We start from the raw sequence: 21,093 nt of genomic DNA, 5'->3' as shown, positions 1-21,093 counted from the left end.
GCAAATTAGTATCATTAGTCAAAAAGTTGACAGTAATTTGGGGTGAAGTTTTATATGGATCGTACAGCGTTAGTTTCACTCGGCAATCAAGTCGTTGTAATAGGATTAGATGGGAAGCTGAGAGTACTAACGGAGGGACAACAGCCACTACCAGGAGAAGTGGTTGTGACATCAACAGATGTTGGCCCTCTGGATTTAAACGTGCAATTGACTCAAGAGCAGGGTTCTAAAGATGTCACTGATGATGTTTTACAAATTATTAGTGCAATCGAACAAGGACAAGACCCTTCTGCTGTAGATGAAGAGTTTGCGCCAGCAGCTGGTGAGAACGGCGGCTCTAGTCTGCAAACCAGTGCGACAATTGTTCGCGATGGTACTGAACTCTTGGCATCCACCAGTTTTGAAACCATTGGTATTGAGTCTCTAGGACTATCGCAAACACAAGTTCTAGCACTGAACGATCTATTCCGAAGTAATCTTCAAACGAGTGCTGACAGCACTGATAAACCTTTGGCAACAACGCCAGTTACTCTAGATGCGATTGAAGAGGATGGTGGTTCAATCATCATTACGACGGAAGAGTTACTGTCAAATGTTGATGATGAAGACAAAGACACATTATCTGTTGAGAACCTCATTATCGATAAAGGGAATGGCACTCTTGTCGACAATGGTGATGGAACGTGGACTTTCACTCCTCAAATCGATGACGACACAGAAGTCTCTTTCACTTTCGACATTATTGATGACGAAGACCAAGTGGTATCTGGTTCTGCAAATCTCGATATTCTGCCTATCAATGATGCGCCAAACGCAGAAAACGATGTAATTACGACAGAAGAAGACACCTCTGTTACGATTGATGTTTTAGTCGATGATAGTGATGTTGAAGGTGACGCACTCAGCATTCAATCAGCATCAGTTCCTTCAGAGCAAGGCTCAGTTGACATTGTCGACGGCAAACTGGTGTTCACGCCAGCTGAGAACTTCAATGGTGAAGCGACCATCACTTACATCGTAACTGATGGCGATTTGACGGACGAAGCGAAAGTAACTGTTACGGTTACGCCTGTAAATGACAGTCCTGTTGCAGTTGATGACACCACATCTATACAAGAAGACACCGCGGTTACTATCGATGTTCTGCCAAACGATACTGATGTGGATGGCGATAAGTTGTCGATCCAATCTGCGTCTGTTCCTGAAGCACAAGGCAAAGTCGAGATCGTTGATGGCAAATTGGTGTTCACACCGGCAGAAAACTTCAATGGCGACGCTGAAATTGCCTACATCGTAACGGACGGTCAATTGAACGACGAAGCGAAAGTGACTGTTACCGTTAACCCAGTGGACGATGCGCCAACCATCAAGGTTGATGCAGTAGAGAGCATCACTGAAGATGCAGTGAGCACTGATACGGTAGTCGCAACCTTAACGGTTCGCGATACTGACACGCCAGAAGACCAACTAACCGTTTCTTTAGAAAATAACTCAAACGGCTACTTCGTGTTGGTTGGCAATGAAGTCAAGTTGACTCAAGCGGGTGTTGACGCGGTTAACAACGATGAACTCAACCTTAAAGACCTGGCTATCAGCGCGTCAGTGTCGGATGGTGTAAATCCAACGGCTAGCGACAGTGACAGTTTGGTTGTGAATCGTGTTAACGATGCACCGACTGTTGAAAATGCCATTGCAGACCAAGTGTTATCGGAAGATTTCGATGCATACACGATCGACTTGAATGAAGTATTCAAAGATTCTGATTCCTCGCTAGAATTCTCAGTGTCTGGCAACAGCAACGTGTTGGTTTCGATTGAAAATGGCATCGTGACCATTAGCCCAACGGCAGACTGGAACGGCTCAGAAATCCTAACGTTTAAAGCTACCGATCCAAGCGGCGAAAGCATTAGCCAAACCGTAAACTTCACGGTTGCGCCTGTGGCGGACATCGTGGCAGACAAAGCGACGGTTGTAGAAGACACGCCAACCATCATCAAGGTCTTAGGTAACGACACGTTCGAAGGCGACGGTAAAGTGGTGTCGCTAGATACCAATAACGGCCCAGCCAACGGCACGGTCTCGGTCAATCCTGACGGCAGCGTGACTTACACACCAAATGATAACTACGTCGGTAAAGATACTTTCACTTATGTCGTGACATCAGGCGGTGTGTCTGAATCCACCGCCGTTGAAGTCAATGTGACACCGGTCAACGATGCGCCAGTGGCGAAAGATGACATCGCTACGACACAAGAAGACACCGCAGTTACTATCGATGTTCTGCCAAACGATACTGATGTGGATGGCGATAAATTGTCGATCCAATCTGCGTCTGTTCCTGAAGCACAAGGTAAAGTTGAGATCGTTGATGGCAAACTTGTTTTCACTCCGGCCGAGAACTTCAATGGCCACGCTGAAATCATCTACACCGTAACGGACGGTGAATTGACCGACGAAGCGAAAGTAACTGTTACAGTAAATCCAGTGAACGATGCGCCAACCATCAAGGTTGATGCAGTAGAAAGCATCACTGAAGATGCAGTGAACACTGATACGGTAGTCGCAACCTTAACGGTTCGCGATACTGACACGCCTGAAGAGCAATTAACCGTTTCTTTAGAAAACAACTCAAACGGCTACTTCGTGTTGGTTGGCAATGAAGTCAAGCTGACTCAAGCAGGCGTTGATGCAGTTAATAATGATGAACTTAACCTTAAAGACCTAACTATTAGCGCGTCAGTATCGGATGGTGTTAATCCAACGGCTAGCGACAGTGATAGTTTGATTGTGAATCGTGTTAACGATGCACCGACTGTTGAAAATGCCATTGCAGACCAAGTGTTATCGGAAGATTTCGCGAGCTACACGATTGATTTAAACGACGCATTTAAAGATAGCGACTCCGCGCTGAACTTCTCTGTGTCTGGTAACAGCAACGTGTTGGTTTCGATTGAAAATGGTATCGCGACCATTTCACCAACAGCAGACTGGAACGGCTCAGAGACCCTAACCTTTACTGCCACTGATCCAAGCGGCGAAAGCGTTAGCCAAACGGTGAACTTCACGGTTGCGCCTGTGGCGGACATTGTGGCAGACAAAACGACGGTTGTTGAAGACACGCCAACCATCATCAAGGTCTTAGGTAACGACACGTTCGAAGGCGACGATAAAGTGGTGTCGCTAGATACCAATAACGGCCCAGCCAACGGCACGGTCTCAGTCAATCCTGACGGCAGCGTGACTTACACGCCAAACGACAACTACCACGGTGCAGACAGCTTCACCTACATCGTCACTTCCGGTGGCGTCAGTGAGTCCACCACGGTGAACGTCGATGTGACGCCTGTGAACGATGCGCCAGTGGCGAAAGATGACATCGCTACGACACAAGAAGACACCGCGGTTACTATTGATGTTCTGCCAAACGATACTGACATCGATGGTGATACGTTACGCATTGACTCGGCGTCTGTACCTAAAGAGCAGGGTACGGTTGAAGTGGTGAATGGCAAACTTGTTTTCACTCCGGCCGAGAACTTCAATGGCGACGCTGAGATCACTTACACCGTCACCGACGGCGCACTGACTGACCAAGCAACGGTCAAAGTCACCGTGAATGCTGTAAACGACACGCCTGTGGTTGAAAGCAACATCGCAGATCAAGCCTTGGCAGAAGACTTCACGCCATACACCATCGATCTAAATACCGCTTTCAGCGATGTGGATAACGTTGATGGCGAGTTAACGTTTAGCGTCTCTGGCAACAGCAACATCCAAGTGGCGATCGTCAATGGCATTGCCACGATCACTCCAACGGCAGACTGGAACGGCTCAGAAACCCTAACGTTTACTGCTACTGATCCAAGCGGTGAAAGCATTAGCCAAACCGTAAACTTCACAGTTGCGCCTGTAGCGGACATTGTGGCAGACAAAGCGACGGTCGTTGAAGACACGCCAACCATCATCAAGGTCTTAGGTAACGACACGTTCGAAGGCGACGGTAAAGTGGTGTCGCTCGATGCCAATAACGGCCCAGCCAACGGCACGGTCTCGGTCAATCCTGACGGCAGCGTGACTTACACACCAAACGACAACTACCACGGTGCAGACAGCTTCACCTACATCGTCACTTCCGGTGGCGTCAGTGAGTCCACCACGGTGAACGTCGATGTGACGCCTGTGAACGATGCGCCAGTGGCGAAAGATGACATCGCTACGACACAAGAAGACACCGCGGTTACTATTGATGTTCTGCCAAACGACACCGATGTAGATGGCGATAAGTTGTCGATCCAATCTGCGTCTGCTCCTGAAGCACAAGGTAAAGTCGAGATCGTTGATGGCAAACTCGTCTTCACTCCGGCCGAAAACTTCAATGGTGACGCTGAAATTACCTACACCGTAACGGACGGTCAATTGACCGACGAAGCGAAAGTAACTGTTACAGTAAATCCAGTAAACGATGCGCCAACCATCAAGGTTGATGCTGTAGAAAGCATCACTGAAGACGCGGTGAGTACCGATACGGTAGTTGCAACGTTGGAAGTCGCTGATACTGATACGCCAGAAGACCAATTAACCGTTTCTTTAGAAAACAACTCAAACGGTTATTTTGTGTTAGTTGGCGATGAAGTCAAGCTGACTCAAGCGGGTGTTGACGCGGTTAACAACGACGAACTCAACCTTAAAGATCTGACTATCAGTGCGTCAGTATCGGATGGTGTTAATCCAACAGCTAACGACAGTGACAGTTTGGTTGTGAATCGTGTTAACGATGCACCGACTGTTGAAAATGCCATTGCAGATCAAGAGTTATCGGAAGATTTCGATGTATACACGATCGACTTGAATGAAGTATTCAAAGACTCTGATTCCTCGCTAAAATTCTCAGTTTCTGGCAACGATAACATCCAAATCTCTATTGTGAATGGCGTCGCCACTATCACTCCGACAGCGGATTGGAATGGCAAAGAGACAATTACGTTTACAGCTAAAGACCCAAGCGGTGAAAGCGTTAACCAAACGGTGGACTTTACGGTTGCACCAGTAGTCGACATCGAGGCTGATAGCGCGGATGTAGTCGAAGACACACCAACCATCATTAACGTCTTAGGTAACGACACGTTTGAAAGCACTGATAAACTGGTGTCACTGGACGCTGAGAATGGTCCTAAAAATGGCACCGTCATCGTAAACAACGATGGTACGGTGACCTACACACCAGATGATAACTACGTAGGTAAAGATACTTTCACTTACGTCGTGACATCAGGTGGAGTGTCAGAATCCACCACCGTTGAAGTCAATGTAACACCGGTCAACGATGCACCAGTGGCAAAAGATGACACGGCGATTACTGACGAAGACACACCAGTGACGATTGATGTCCTGCCAAACGACAACGACATCGATGGCGATAAGTTGTCGATCCAATCAGCGTCTGTTCCTGAAGCACAAGGTAAAGTCGAGATCGTTGATGGCAAACTCGTCTTCACTCCGGCAGAAAACTTCAATGGCCAGGCTGAAATCACCTACACCGTAACGGACGGTCAATTGACCGACGAAGCGAAAGTAACTGTTACAGTAAATCCAGTGAACGATGCGCCAACCATCAAGGTTGATGCAGTAGAAAGCATCACTGAAGATGCAGTGAACACTGATACGGTAGTCGCAACCTTAACGGTTCGCGATACTGACACGCCTGAAGACCAATTAACCGTTTCTTTAGAAAATAACTCAAACGGCTACTTCGTGTTGGTAGGCAATGAGGTCAAGCTGACTCAAGCGGGCGTCGATGCAGTTAACAACGATGAGCTCAACCTTAAAGACCTAACTATTAGCGCGTCAGTATCGGATGGTGTTAATCCAACAGCTAACGACAGTGACAGTTTGATTGTGAATCGTGTTAACGATGCACCGACTGTTGAAAATGCCATTGCAGATCAAGAGTTATCGGAAGACTTTGCGACCTACACGATTGATTTAAACGACGCATTTAAAGATAGCGACTCAGCGCTAAACTTCTCAGTGTCTGGCAATAGCAACGTGTTGGTTTCGATTGAAAATGGCATCGCGACCATTTCACCAACAGCAGACTGGAACGGCTCAGAGACCTTAACGTTTACTGCTACCGACCCAAGTGGTGAAAGTGTTAGCCAAACGGTGGACTTTACGGTTGCACCAGTAGTCGACATCAAGGCTGACAGCACAAATGTAGTCGAAGACACACCAACTATCATTAACGTCTTAGGTAACGACACGTTTGAAGGCAAAGATAAAGTGGTGTCTCTGGACGCAGAGAATGGTCCTAAAAATGGTACCGTCATCGTAAACAACGATGGCACGGTGACCTACACACCAGATGATAACTACGTCGGTAAAGATACTTTCACTTATGTCGTGACATCAGGCGGTGTGTCTGAATCCACCACCGTCACGGTCAATGTGACACCAGTAAACGACAAGCCTGAAAGTGAAGACTTTACGCATGTCGCCGATGATCAGCTTACGCAAGTTGTGTTTGATACCGATACGAAACCTTTGGGTAGCGGTGACTCTAAGGATCATATCGCGGATGTTGAAGACGACTTAAAAGGCAATGATCTACATGTCCGGATTACTGAACTGCCAACATCAGGTACGTTGTTCTTTAAAGATAGTGACGGTGAGTTGCACGAAATTAAAGAAGTAAGCGATACGCTTTATGACAAAGACAGTCTTTACTATGAAGCTGATAATGTTGGCTTCTTATTAGGTATCAAAGATCGTCCAAATACGCCTAATGGCTCAGAATCTACATCAGATTTCAATAACTGGGGATTAAGTGAGGATGGTGGACCATCACATTCCCGTATTGAGCATTTAGCAAATGGAGCCTCTATCACGATTTCCTCTGATAGCGGTGAACTTGCGCAATACAACCGTCAGGTGTCACATATCGGCAATGGTATCGCTGACAATGACGGGCAGGGTATTGAGAAGGGTGAAACGATTACGGTCGATTTGTCTAATAATCCTGTGGGCTCCGTAAACCTTGGTCTAGATGGATTAGGTGGATTGTTTGATTACGGTGATGACAACGCAGCGCTTATTACGGTTACATACTTAGATTCAAATAATGTCCAACAGACTCAAACGTTCGAGTTTTTGAAGCCTGAAGGCAACTTCATGCTATTCCAAGAAACAAGCGTTGGTTATGGGAAAGATCTAGCTCTTCCTGAAGGTTCGGTCATTACTCAGTTAGATTTTTCTACGAAAAATGAAGGTAACTGGGAGTTACGTTATGTAGAAGGTGTTCCTGCCGAAGACAGCTTTGGATATGTGGCAGTCGACTCTGAAAGTGGCGTTAGCGATCCATCTACAGTCAATATCGTTAACGAAATGCTAGATGGTAATGTTGCGGAAAATGGACCTGCGGTGCAGAGCATTACAGGTGTTACTGTTGTTGAAGGTGACGATGTCACGTTTTCTGTTTCTCTAAATAACGCAACAGATCAGACCGTTAAGTATCAAGTGGATTTCTCTGCAGAGGGTTCTAGTACGAGCTCTCAAGACATTGATTTGTCGAACGCAACTTTTACTAATGGCGTGAAGTATTTGGGCGGATACCTTATTGTTCCAGCCGGTGTGAATGGCTTTGAGATTACCATTCCAAGCATTGATGATCAGTTGGTTGAATCAACAGAAAGCCTTGTGATTAAAGTCGGAGATGTATCTGGCGTTGGCTATATTGATGATAATGATGTTCCGCCAACGGTTCAAAGCAACGAAATTTCCGGATTAGAAGACGAAGCGATTGTTATCACACTAGAACATTTAGGAGTCGTTGACAGTGGGGTAAGTGTTGAGTTTGACACTTCTGCTCTAAATGGCTCACTACAAGTGAAGGGTTCTGATGGTTGGGAAGCGGTTTCTGGCAGTGTACTCGCTTCTGATATCGAAAATGGTCTTGTTCGCTATGTTCCTGCTGAACATGAATCTGGTGCAGATGTTTTCGATAAAGACGGTGTTGGGAACGGCTTGGATACTTACGAGCAGATTCATTTCACTGTTAGTGATGGCAATTCTTCTGCTTCAGGTACGTTGAGTATCGACATAGAGCCTGTCGCGGACCCAATTAAGATTGACCTTACTTTCGGTCCAGTAACGTCTGTACCTGTGACATTAGGCGGAAGCTGGTCTACAGACGAAGAACTTAAAGATCTGCTTGAGGCAAGTAATTTACCAGGGCTTGACTTTGAACATGTGGTGACACAAGCGTTTAATAATGGTCATGCTGGTAACGACTTAATGTTAAGCGGAGACACTGAATCACCACTGAGTTTTGTAGGTGATCAACAAGCAGGTGCCAACGTTGATGCTCAAGGCAGTGATATCTTTGTGACTGGAGGAGGTAATGATTCTATCTATGGCGGTATTGGTTCATTAGATGATCAAGCTGAGACTGACACAGTTGTTTACTCTGGTAAGTTGTCTGATTACGACTTCAGCTATTACCCAGCATCTGACCACTCAGAAGTCCCGTATTGGATTGTCGAAGATAGTCGATTTATTGATACAAAAGATGTTGTTTCGAGCACTCATAAAGAGTCGGGTGACCACCTTTATGAAATTGAACAGCTTATCTTCCAAGATGCCATTATCAAGCTAGATAACAACACAGGAGAGTATGTTGTTCTTACAGAGCAACAAGTCTCTTTTGAGCTGAACCTTGATCTTATCGATGTGGATGGCAGTGAGTCATTCATTAACGATAGCGTCACCTTAACGGGAATCCCTTCAGGGCTAACATTAGAGGTGAATGGCAAAACGGTTACTGAAAACAGCGATGGTTCTTACACGGTTGACCTTTCAAGTGAACCAAATCAAACCAGCCATCAACTAAGCGGTACGATTACTGTACCAGCAGATTACAATGGCTCGTTAGATTTTGATGTAACAGCGACGGCAGGAAGTGTTGAAGTTAATAACAATACTCAAATGGGAGCGGACACGGCTTCTGTTTCAGTCCGTGATTATGAGTTTGTTTCTGGTACGCATGGCGATAACAACATAGTTGGGTCCGATGATAACGACGTGATCGTTGGTGATGTTCAAGGGTTACAAATTGTCGAAGGTCAGGATTACAACATTGCCTTTATGCTCGATACGTCTGGCAGTATGGGTTACGACGTTGGCCGTGCGGTAACTGAACTAAAAACAGTGCTGAATACTCTGATCGAAAGTGCAAGTGGACCTCATTCGGGCAAAGTGAACGTTTTATTAACCACTTTTTCCACTGAGAGCAAACAGGTGCTCGAATTGGATTTGAGCTCTGACAACGCTAAGTCTCAAGTAGAATCAATATTGGACGCAATTGTGAAGCTCGGTGACGGTAACACAAACTATGAAGCAGGCTTCCAATCAGCATTGAACTGGTTTGAGAATGCTGATAGTGGCGCAACGAATTTAAGCTATTTCATTTCTGATGGTCGTCCAAACCAAGCTACTGTGAATGATGCAAATAACATAAACCAAATGGATAGCATTGTTCTTGGAGTGGAAAACAACAAACTGGTAACGTTAGCTGATGTGTTGCCAGCGGATTACAAAACTGGTGATGTAGTAACTTACGACAATAAGACGGTGATAGATAGTAACTCACTCGTTTATTCGCTTTCGACAGGTGAGTTGTTAGGGAAGATGACAAGTAATCATAGTTATTACGATTATGAAACGTATGTACTTCATCAAGCAAATAACGCATATCAGGCATTGGAAGAACTTAGTGAGGTTCGATCGATCGGTCTTGGTCATGACTTAGATGAAGATTCGTTGAAACACTTTGACTCTGATGGTGTTGTAAGAACTAACATCGATGTTAATCAACTTGCAGAAGTGATTCTTGGCAAAGAAGTGTCATTAATGCAAGGCAAGGATGAGATTAGTAGCCTTGATGGAAACGACATCATTTTTGGTGATGCGATTCGTTTTGATATCAATGGAGAGCAAGGTGTTTCTGCGCTACAAAACTATGTAGCTTCTCAACTGGGGAAAGATGTTGCTCTGGTAACGAAGGAGGAAGTTCATCACTACATTACTGAAAACCAAGCTGAGTTTGAGCAATCTCGTTATTATGACCAAGCGGACACCATTTATGGTGGTGCAGGAAATGACATCTTGTTTGGGCAAGGTGGAAACGACAAGCTGTTCGGTGGCGCAGATAATGACATTTTGATTGGTGGTTTAGGCAGCGACATTCTGACTGGCGGTGATGGTGAGGACATCTTCAAATGGATCGATGTGGCCAACGAACGCGACACTGTCACAGATTTTTCTAGCAGTGAAGACTCTCTAGACTTCTCCGATCTGTTTGATGATTTATCGAAAGATGAAGTAGGCGATCTGTTAAGTGATTTACAATCAGGTAGTCATACAGGAGACGCTGGCGGCTATCATGTTGAAGTAAGTCAAGATGGCAGCGCAGATACGAATTTGAGTATTACTAAAGGTAGCTCAACATTAGATATCCACTTCAATAGCGCAAGCGTGGATGATATCACACAGCATTTGATTGCGAGTCTCGATTCTCAATACAAAGACATGTAGTGACAAATCAGCCTCTAATAAAAAGGTCTAGCAATTGCTAGACCTTTTTTGATGTTCTTGAATAGTTAGCTTTTTGGAAGTGTGGTGAAAATGGTCCATTCTTTTTTCACTTCACCTTTATGTCCTACTACTGTTGCGGTCACACGTCGGTTCAAAGCATGGCTTACTTCGTCTGTTCCGGTTGTTGCTAAAACCGTATCGCCGTAGCCAACAATAGTAACTCGATCAGGAGTAATACCGTTCTGTAGCAGTGCCTTTCTTACGTTCTCTGCTCGGCGTTTGGAGAGATCTAAATTGTGCTCAGATCCACCTGTACGGCTCGCGTAACCTTGCAACTCAATGGATGTGCTTGGGTATTCTTTCAAGAAATCTGAGAGTTCTCGAATCTGCTTCGCGAAAACCGGGTTGATTTCATCTGAATCATTTGCAAATAACACTCGAATTTGCATTTGTTGTGATGAGTTTGCGTAAGATCCGCAGCCATCATTATCAATTTCCGCACCTAATGGTGTGCCCGGGCATAAATCGCGCTGGTTAATGACGCCGTCGCTGTCGTCATCTTGGTGGTCGGCCCATTGATCTGCAATAGGAGTGTCGATGTAATCGTATTCGTCGCCTCGATCACTCGAAGAGCTACATGCAGCAACAACTAATGACAGTGCAATAATAGTTATGTTTTTCATAATTAATACTCCACTTTTTCTAGCCATTCTTTCGGCATTTCGACTCTTAACGCACTCAACAATTGGCCAGTTGCGTTCATCACACGATATTTGGCATATTGCTCTGCATATTTTGAATCAAGGTAATCTTTACGCGCTTCAAACAACTCGTTTTCAGTGTTCAGAACGTCTAGTAAGGTTCGTTTACCGATTCGATATTGCTTTTCATACGCGATGACCGTCTCAGCTGCCGAATCAACGTGGTCTGCTAAAAATTCTTTTTGTTGCAGCGTTAAGTCCAGAGCACTCCAAGATAAGCGAAGTCCTTCCTCAACATTACGGTACGCGCCTTCACGTAAGTCTTTCGCTTTGTTGAGTTGGTATGCGAAGTTTTCTGAATTTGCCGCATCGCTACCGCCGTTGAACAAGTTATAGCGTAAACGCAACATGGCGAGAGTTTCATCGCTTCGACCTTTTAAGCCATCCGCATCGTCTTTCCAAGTTTGAGAAGCTTCAATCGAGATCGTCGGGTAGTTAACGCCTTTCGATTGTTTGTATTGGAACTTGGCAGAGTCCACATCCGCCAATGCGATTTGAATTACGGGGTGTAATTCAAATGCCAAACCAACCGCTTCATCGACGGTGTAGGGGATAAAGTTCTGATCAGCTCTTGGAAAAATTAACCCTTGTGGCGTTTGCCCCACCAAGCGGGTAAACATTGTGTGGGAGTCGTAAAGGTTGTTTTGTGCAGCTGCCAGATTACCATGCGCTTTCGCTAAACGTGCTTCAACCTGTGTTAAGTCCGCAGTAGAGCCGATGCCGGAAGTGACGCGTTTTTTGATGTCCGTATAGATGTCTTTGTGAACGGCAAGGTTGTTCTCAGACAGCTTTAAGACTTCATAAGCCTTTACCGCATCTAAGTAGACTTTAGTGACTTCTAATGCCTTGTCTGAAGCATCAGCTAACAGTTGGAATCGCACCGATTCTGCATCAGCAGCGGTACGGTCAATATCGTTTAATGTCGCGCTTCCATCCCAAATTAATTGGGTTAGGGTGATAGACGCTTCTTTTCTCGTATAGTCAGTGTTGCCTCGTCCGACTTCATCAGATGGGTCGAGGCCTTCGTAACCAATGCCCGCATCAAGATCGAGAGAAGGCAAATAGGCGCCTGTTGACGCCTCATTGATGTACCTTCGGCTCTCAAATTCATTAAATGCGCTTTTGATATCTGGGTTATTTTTTAACGTTAATGCCACGGCTTGCTCTAAAGTTTGACCGAAAACGGGTATAGACACTATTAAGCTACAGCAGCAAGCAATACTTAGTCGGTTCCATTTCACGGTGTTTCTCCTAAAAAATCGTGTTGCTTTTTGCTGTTTCATCTCACATTTGAGATAAAACATCACAAATAACAGTGTTTGAGTAAGTAAATTATCAACCTACTGTTAAACCTAGGCTTTTGTTTAGAATATCCAGAAGTTCGCCTGATTAAACCTTAGCACATGTGCAAAATGTTGCTTGGCAACCGTTTGTGTTTAAGCAAGAGAAAAGCTTGATTTCTTAATATCATAGCATTCCACGACCTGTGCAATTCCTTGCTGCACCTGTAACCCCGCCCCTTGAGTTAATCAGCACATCGCCCCTTGCACATACAACGAAAATATGAAGATTTTGACTAAACTATAGACGTAAATATTGGGGTGACAAACTTTTGACTTAGTTCAAAGTGGGGCGAGGTAGATATGGAACGAGTAACTTTTGGCTCATTGATGAGTAATATTGTAGTTATCGGTCTCGATGGGGAAATTAGAACCCTCGAACAAGGACAGTTGCCTAAACCAGGGGAACTAATTATTAACGAAGTTTCAGACACTTCAGAACTGGTCATTGAGCAAGTGACACCGCAAGGCAGTTCCATCAATGTAACTGGTGATATTACAGCGTTGATAGAAGCTATTGCAGCGGGACAAGACCCGACCCAACTAGGTCAAGAGTTTGAAACCGCAGCGGGCGAAGCAAATGGGTCTAGTCCTCAGACAACAGGGAATGTTGCGCGAACAGGGACAGAATTGCTCGCCAGTACCAACTTTGAGACAGTTGGCACTGAAGGAGCGGGGTTTTCAACCACTCAGATTCTAACTTTATTGGACATTCTCCCTCCAACTCAGGCACCAGCTCCGACAGGAATTCCGATTCCAGTAACAATTACGGTGCAAGATATTTCTAGCCCTGCAGTAGATGAAGGGCAGCAAGTCTCTTTCGACGTTACCCTTAATCAACCAACGGAAGAAGAAACTACCATAGAGTTTACCCTTAATGATGGTTCTGCTGTAGGCGGGGCGGCGAGCGATGTTGGTGCAGATTATGTAAATACAACGGTTTTAATTACATTATCCGACGGAACCACCCAAGAAATTCAGGTGAATGATGATGGATCGTTCACTGTTTCTCTTCCGATCGGGGAAGAGTCTTTTACGGTTAGCTTGGATACCATCGATGATAATTTAGCGGAAGGATCGGAAACCTTCAGTTTGTCTGGGTCAACGCCAGATCAGCCTACTCCAGTTACGGGTGTTGCAACGATTACAGATGAGGCAGAGCAAGGGCCAGAAGATACTGTAACCGTTAATATGACCGGCCCGAATAGCGTTTCGGAAGGTGAAACTACTTCCGAATACACCGTGACACTGAGCGATCCGGCGCCCGTCGGTAGTATCGTGACCTTAGCTTATAGCTACACTACTGCATCCGGTGATGACATCACGGAAACCACCCAAGCGATTATTGGGGCGGATGGCGTAACTGCCACGTTTACCATTGATACGGTGGACGATGTGTATGCGGAAGGCGATGAAGTATTCCGTGTTAGCGTGTCAGGCATTGTCGACAGCGACAGCAATCCTATATTTGAAGCACTGAATTTAGACAATGCCTTTGTCGACACCACCATCAGCGATGAAACCGACCCGGGTCCGGAAGATACGGTCACCGTGACCATGACCGGTCCAGCGAATGTGGTGGAAGGCGATACCACCACGGATTACACCGTGACACTGAGCGATCCGGCGCCAGTGGGTAGCATTGTCACGTTAGCTTACAGCTACACCACCGCATCCGGTGATGACATCACCGAAACCACCCAAGCGATTATTGGGGCGGATGGCGTAACTGCCACGTTTACCATTGATACGGTGGACGATGTGTATGCGGAAGGCGATGAAGTATTCCGTGTTAGCGTGTCAGGCATTGTCGACAGCGACAGCAATCCTATATTTGAAGCACTGAATTTAGACAATGCCTTTGTCGACACCACCATCAGCGATGAAACCGACCCGGGTCCGGAAGATACGGTCACCGTGACCATGACCGGTCCAGCGAATGTGGTGGAAGGCGATACCACCACGGATTACACCGTGACACTGAGCGATCCGGCGCCAGTGGGTAGCATTGTCACGTTAGCTTACAGCTACACCACCGCATCCGGTGATGACATCACCGAAACCACCCAAGCGATTATTGGTGCGGATGGTGTGACCGCCACGTTTACCATCGATACGGTGGACGATGTGTATGCCGAAGGCGATGAAGTGTTCCGTGTCAGCGTGTCAGGCATCGTCGATAGCGACAGCAACCCGATTTTTGAGGCGTTAGATGTTTCAAATGCCTTTGTCGACACCACCATCAGCGATGAAACCGATCCGGGTCCGGAAGATACGGTCACCGTCACCATGACAGGTCCAGCGAGTGTTGTAGAAGGCGACACCACCACGGATTACACCGTGACACTGAGCGATCCAGCGCCAGTCGGTAGCATCGTGACGCTCGCTTATAGCTACACCACCGCGTCAGGTGATGATATCACCGAAACCACCCAAGCGATTATTGGTGCCGATGGTGTGACCGCTACGTTTACCATTGATACCGTGGATGACGTTTACGCTGAAGGCGATGAAGTGTTCCGTGTCAGCGTGTCGGGTATTGTCGATAGCGACAGCAATCCTATCTTCGAAGCGTTGAATCTAGACAATGCGTTCGTCGACACCACCATCAGTGATGAAACCGACCCAGGGCCAGAAGATACCGTTACGGTCACCATGACGGGTCCAGCGAATGTCGTAGAAGGCGATACCACCACAGAGTACACCGTGACGCTGAGCGATCCGGCACCTGTGGGTAGCATTGTGACCTTAGCTTATAGCTACACCACTGCGTCAGGTGACGACATCACTGAAACCACCCAAGCAGTGGTTGGTGCCGATGGTGTGACCGCCACGTTTACCATCGATACAGTGGACGATGTTTACGCGGAAGGTGATGAAGTGTTCCGTGTCAGCGTGTCAGGCATCGTCGATAGCGACAGTAATCCAATCTTTGAAGCACTGAATTTAGACAATGCGTTCGTCGACACCACCATCAGTGATGAAACCGACCCAGGTCCAGAAGATACGGTTACGGTAACTATGACCGGTCCAGCGAATGTCGTAGAAGGTGACACCACCACAGAGTACACCGTGACACTGAGCGATCCGGCTCCTGTGGGTAGTATCGTCACGTTAGCTTACAGCTACACCACGGCATCGGGTGATGACATCACTGAAACCACTCAAGCCATTATCGGTGCCGATGGTGTGACCGCCACGTTTACCATCGATACAGTGGACGATGTTTACGCGGAAGGTGATGAAGTGTTCCGTGTCAGCGTGTCAGGCATCGTCGATAGCGACAGTAATCCAATCTTTGAAGCACTGAATTTAGACAATGCGTTCGTCGACACCACCATCAGTGATGAAACCGACCCAGGTCCAGAAGATACGGTTACGGTAACTATGACCGGTCCAGCGAATGTCGTAGAAGGTGACACCACCACAGAGTACACCGTGACACTGAGCGATCCGGCTCCTGTGGGTAGTATCGTCACGTTAGCTTACAGCTACACCACGGCATCGGGTGATGACATCACTGAAACCACTCAAGCCATTATCGGTGCCGACGGTGTGACCGCCACGTTTACCATTGATACGGTGGACGATGTGTATGCCGAAGGCGATGAAGTATTCCGTGTTAGCGTGTCAGGCATCGTCGATAGCGACAGCAACCCAATCTTCGAAGCACTGAATTTAGACAATGCGTTCGTCGACACCACCATCAGCGATGAAACTGACCCTGGTCCAGAAGATACCGTTACGGTAACCATGACTGGTCCAGCGAATGTTGTAGAAGGTGACACCACCACGGACTACACCGTGACACTGAGCGATCCAGCACCCGTCGGTAGCATCGTCACGCTCGCTTACAGTTATACTACTGCATCGGGTGATGACATCACTGAAACCACCCAAGCGATTATTGGGGCGGATGGTGTAACTGCCACGTTTACCATTGATACGGTGGACGATGTGTATGCCGAAGGCGATGAAGTATTCCGTGTTAGCGTGTCAGGCATCGTCGATAGCGACAGCAACCCAATCTTCGAAGCACTGAATTTAGACAATGCGTTCGTCGACACCACCATCAGCGATGAAACTGACCCTGGTCCAGAAGATACCGTTACGGTAACCATGACTGGTCCAGCGAATGTTGTAGAAGGTGATACCACCACAGACTACACCGTGACGCTGAGCGATCCGGCACCTGTGGGTAGCATCGTGACCTTAGCTTACAGCTACACCACTGCATCGGGTGATGACATCACTGAAACGACTCAAGCGATTATTGGTGCCGACGGCATAACTGCCACGTTTACCATCGATACGGTAGATGATGTTTACGCGGAAGGCGATGAAGTGTTCCGTGTTCGCGTATCGGGTATTGTCGATAGCGACAGCAATCCTATCTTCGAAGCACTGAACCTCGATAATGCGTTCGTCGACACCACCATCAGCGATGAAACGGACCCAGGGCCAGAAGATACCGTTACGGTCACCATGACGGGTCCAGCGAATGTCGTAGAAGGCGATACCACCACGGATTACACCGTGACACTGAGCGATCCGGCACCTGTGGGTAGCATCGTGACCTTAGCTTACAGCTACACCACTGCATCGGGTGATGACATCACTGAAACGACTCAAGCGATTATTGGTGCCGACGGCATAACTGCCACGTTTACCATCGATACGGTAGATGATGTTTACGCGGAAGGCGATGAAGTGTTCCGCGTCAGCGTGTCGGGCATTGTAGATGGTGACAGCAATCCGATTTTTGAGGCATTAGATGTTTCAAATGCCTTTGTTGACACCACCATCAGTGATGAAACCGACCCAGGGCCAGAAGATACGGTCACCGTCACCATGACAGGTCCAGCGAATGTCGTAGAAGGTGACACCACCACAGAGTACACCGTAACACTGAGCGATCCGGCTCCTGTGGGTAGCATTGTCACGTTAGCTTACAGCTATACTACTGCGTCAGGTGATGACATCACCGAAACCACTCAAGCAGTGATTGGTGCGGATGGCGTAACAGCGACGTTTACCATCGATACGGTGGACGATGTGTATGCCGAAGGCGATGAAGTGTTCCGCGTCAGCGTGTCGGGTATTGTCGATAGCGACAGCAATCCGATTTTTGAAGCACTGAATCTAGACAATGCGTTTGTGAACACAAGTATTACTGATAACGACGCTCCTCCTTCTATTTCAAATGTTGTGAATGCAGTTGTTTCGGAAGAAGGTTTAGCTAATGGTATCCCTGATAATACCGGATCACCTTCAGACACCACTAACTCCGCAAGTTTCTCAGGAACATTCACAGTTGCCGATCCAGACACGGCGAATGTTTCAGTGGTATTGGCCGGCCCTAACAACCTAACATCAGGAGGGGAGCCTATATCGTGGACGTGGGACAACAGTACTCAAACGCTGACTGCGAAAACCGCTCACCTGAGCGTTGTTGCTACTGTTGTGCTGAGCGAGCCTTCAGCCTCAGGTCAAGGCTCTTGGGACTATACTATTACTCTGTTTGAGCCACTTGATCATCCTGTTAATGATGTGGAAGACATCATCAACTTTGATTTACAGATTTCTGTAAGTGATGGACAAACAACGACATCTCAAAGCTTAAATGTGGTCGTTGAAGACGATTGCCCATACGTGCCTGTGGTTGTTCAACCCGTTGATGTGTCGCTTACTGATGCACCAATCGTTCTGACAGGGCGTATAGATTTTGCAGGAAGTGAGGCAGATGCAACCAGTCGAACATTTGGGGACGTTGTTGTGACTGCAAACGGTTTTGTGTCTGACGAATCTGCGATGCTGGGAACAGCTGAAATCAATCAATCATCAGAAGGGATTGGCGTTAAAAGTTCTGGTAACAACGGCTTCCAGTTAGAAAACGAAGTCGATTATCGATTCGCGGGTAATGAGGGTGTATCAGAGCAGTTAATCATAGACTTAGGCAATAAAGTTGCTTATGGAGCAGAAATAGAATTTGAGAAAATGTTTGGTGGTGAACTTGAGAAAGGAATCGCATCTTTTTATAGAGATGGTGTATTAATTGCTCAGCAATCGTTCAGCTCTGACGCAAGCAGTGGTGATTACGCGGCGAATTTCAATGTTCAACAGGGGGGCTTTGATAAAATCATCCTCGAAGCGGCCAGTAATGGCAATGGCCCGGATACTGAAGACAACAGTGACTTTACCGTTAAATCAATAACCTTTACAGGTGCGTACTCCGGCGTGCCAATTGCTAGTGCGGATGGGAACCTCGGTGCTGTATATGGAGCTGATGGCCCTGGTTCTATAGTCTTAAATGGAGGCGAGGCTGGTTTAGAGACTCTAGATGGTCAAGACGTGTTGATATATGTCGACCCACAAAACTCTAATAGACTGATTGCAGAGGCTGATGGAGAGCTTGCATTCGAAGTTCAACTTACACCTAGCACTGGAAAATGGGAGTTCTTCCAATACTTGCCTTTGACCTCACCTTATGGCGATGGGGATATCGATTTTAACTACACGATTACTGATAATGATGGAGACAGTAAAACGGGGTACTTTTCTGTCAACCCTTACGCCCCACCAATCGTAGAAGGTGTAACACTAAACGTTTCTGAGGAAGGATTAAGCAACGCCATTGCTGATGACTCTGCTCTAAACGGCTTTGATGACACAACTGACTCGAGTTCTGATGTAGAACAATTGACGCTGGGTCAAACCGTTGATTCTGTTACGCTCAGTGAACCATCTACAGCTCTTACTAGTAACGGGATCTCTGTAACGTGGGCGTTATCAAATAACGACCAAATGCTTATCGGTTCAGCAAACGGTAAAGAGGTTATCAAAATATCAGTCAATGATACTGGAATGGTATCTACGGAGCTTCTTGGCCCAATTGATCACTCCAACGCATCTGGAGAAGACGCCTTAAATATTGAGGTGCCTGTGCTTGTCTCGAATGCTCGTGGTCTTACTAACTCCACAACGGTCAACGTTATTGTGGAAGATGACTCACCAGATTCTGCATCCATTATTCACGATGTAGTTGCAGAAACTAAAGAAAGTGCCAACGTTCAGCTCATAATGGATGTCTCGGGTTCTATGCGAACGGATAATCGCTTGCAGATAATGAAAGATTCGGCAACTCAGTTATTGAATCAATATGAGTCTATCGGTCAAACGCGAGTTCAAATTATTACTTATAGCAGTACAGCATCCACTTACGCTATAGGTGCTGCGACGTGGCTGACGGTCGACGAGGCCAAAGCGTATATTGAGACGCTAACTGCAGGTGGCGCGACTAACTATAATAACGCGCTAAATGAAGCAAAACAGTCATGGGATGATGTAGGTAAGTTAACCAGTGCGTCGAATGTTAGTTACTTCTTGTCAGATGGTCAGCCAAACCCTGCGTCATCATTTATAAACGACGCTCGTGAGCAGAGTTGGATCGATCACCTAACCGATCCTGATAATCAGATAACAGCCCTAGCGTATGGTATGGGCGTTAATCTTATGCCGGAGCAATTAGATCGCGTAGCATATGATGGCTTCTTGAATCAAGATCTTGATGGTGTTGTGGTTCCTGACGTAACTCAATTACCTCCGGTTATGTTGCAGTCAGTGATTCAACCTGTTGGGGGGAACTTGATGTATACCACTTCTCCAGATACAGGTATTGGTGCAGATGGTGGTTATATTAGCGAAATAGAACATGACGGTGTCACTTATTCGTTTGATGGTACAGACCTAATAGTTACTGACAATAACGATGGTATTTCGCATGCATTTGACGACACAACGATGCAGCTTACTATCTATATCGACAGCAAACATACTCTGGAAATCGACCTAAACGATGGTGCGTATGCATTTTATGGCGCGGTGGGTGATACAGTTGAAACGTTAGACTTCGATTATGTATTGACGGATAACGATGGCGATCAAAGTGAGAATACCCTGCAATTCGTTATTGATGAAAACGGAGGAGTAAATGCTTCAAGTAATGGCTCTGCAAATATTATTGAAGCTGAAGTAGACGTAAGTCATGACATCTTGATCGGCAATGATAACGAGGCAGATATCTTTAAATGGGTCAACGACTCCTTGGATACAGGAACAGATCTAGTTAGAGGCTTTGAGAGAGATTTGGACACCTTAGATCTGAGTGAAGTCGTCGAAGATGCAGGGCACAATACAATAGAAGAACTTCTTAATAGTATTGACTTGAACATTGATGGTGATGACTTGTCTCTAGAAATAACCCATAACGATGGAAACTCAATTCAAACTATCGTAATAGAAAACGGGGCGACAGAGTTTAGTGACTTAATCGTGGGGAATGCGGACTTTGAGAGAGATGTGTTATCCGCGCTAACTAAGGTTAACTTAGAGCCATAATGAAAAGG

Annotated in this window: 4 protein-coding genes; 2 read left to right on the top strand and 2 right to left on the bottom strand. The window is 46.4% G+C overall.

The genetic code is table 11. The features are described 5' to 3' along the window. Positions 1-165 precede the first annotated feature (165 nt). The gene (locus UF05_RS23150) at positions 166-10,587 is read left to right on the top strand and encodes a tandem-95 repeat protein (RefSeq protein WP_082064095.1); all 10,422 of its coding nucleotides are present in this window, start codon (positions 166-168) and stop codon (positions 10,585-10,587) included. A 65-nt stretch (positions 10,588-10,652) separates the two neighbouring features. Here the strand turns inward: UF05_RS23150 and UF05_RS23145 are convergent, their stop codons facing one another. Together UF05_RS23145 and UF05_RS23140 are read right to left on the bottom strand one after the other, a co-directional pair. Further along, the gene (locus UF05_RS23145; protein ID WP_005477806.1) at positions 10,653-11,270 is read right to left on the bottom strand and encodes an OmpA family protein; all 618 of its coding nucleotides are present in this window, start codon (positions 11,268-11,270) and stop codon (positions 10,653-10,655) included. A gap of 2 nt (positions 11,271-11,272) precedes the next feature. Next, positions 11,273-12,589, bottom strand: a complete 1,317-nt coding sequence (locus UF05_RS23140) for a TolC family outer membrane protein (protein WP_024103885.1) — start codon at positions 12,587-12,589, stop codon at positions 11,273-11,275. 402 nt (positions 12,590-12,991) lie between these two features. Between UF05_RS23140 and UF05_RS25340 the strand changes: the two genes are divergently transcribed. Continuing rightward, a complete protein-coding gene (locus tag UF05_RS25340) occupies positions 12,992-21,085 on the top strand; it encodes a VWA domain-containing protein (protein WP_048852687.1) in 8,094 nt (2,697 codons plus the stop codon). The last annotated feature ends 8 nt before the right edge of the window (positions 21,086-21,093 follow it).

It is taken from the genome of Vibrio sp. S457-15 (assembly GCF_000960545.1).
Lineage (GTDB): Bacteria > Pseudomonadota > Gammaproteobacteria > Enterobacterales > Vibrionaceae > Vibrio > Vibrio parahaemolyticus.
Note: the sequence above shows the minus strand (reverse complement) of the source record. Positions and strands in the feature narration are given on the sequence as shown.

Coding starts and splice junctions, on each gene's coding strand:
- UF05_RS23145 (WP_005477806.1), bottom strand. CDS start 11,270: ATGAAAAACATAACTATTATTGCACTGTCATTAGTTGTTGCTGCATGT.
- UF05_RS25340 (WP_048852687.1), top strand. CDS start 12,992: ATGGAACGAGTAACTTTTGGCTCATTGATGAGTAATATTGTAGTTATC.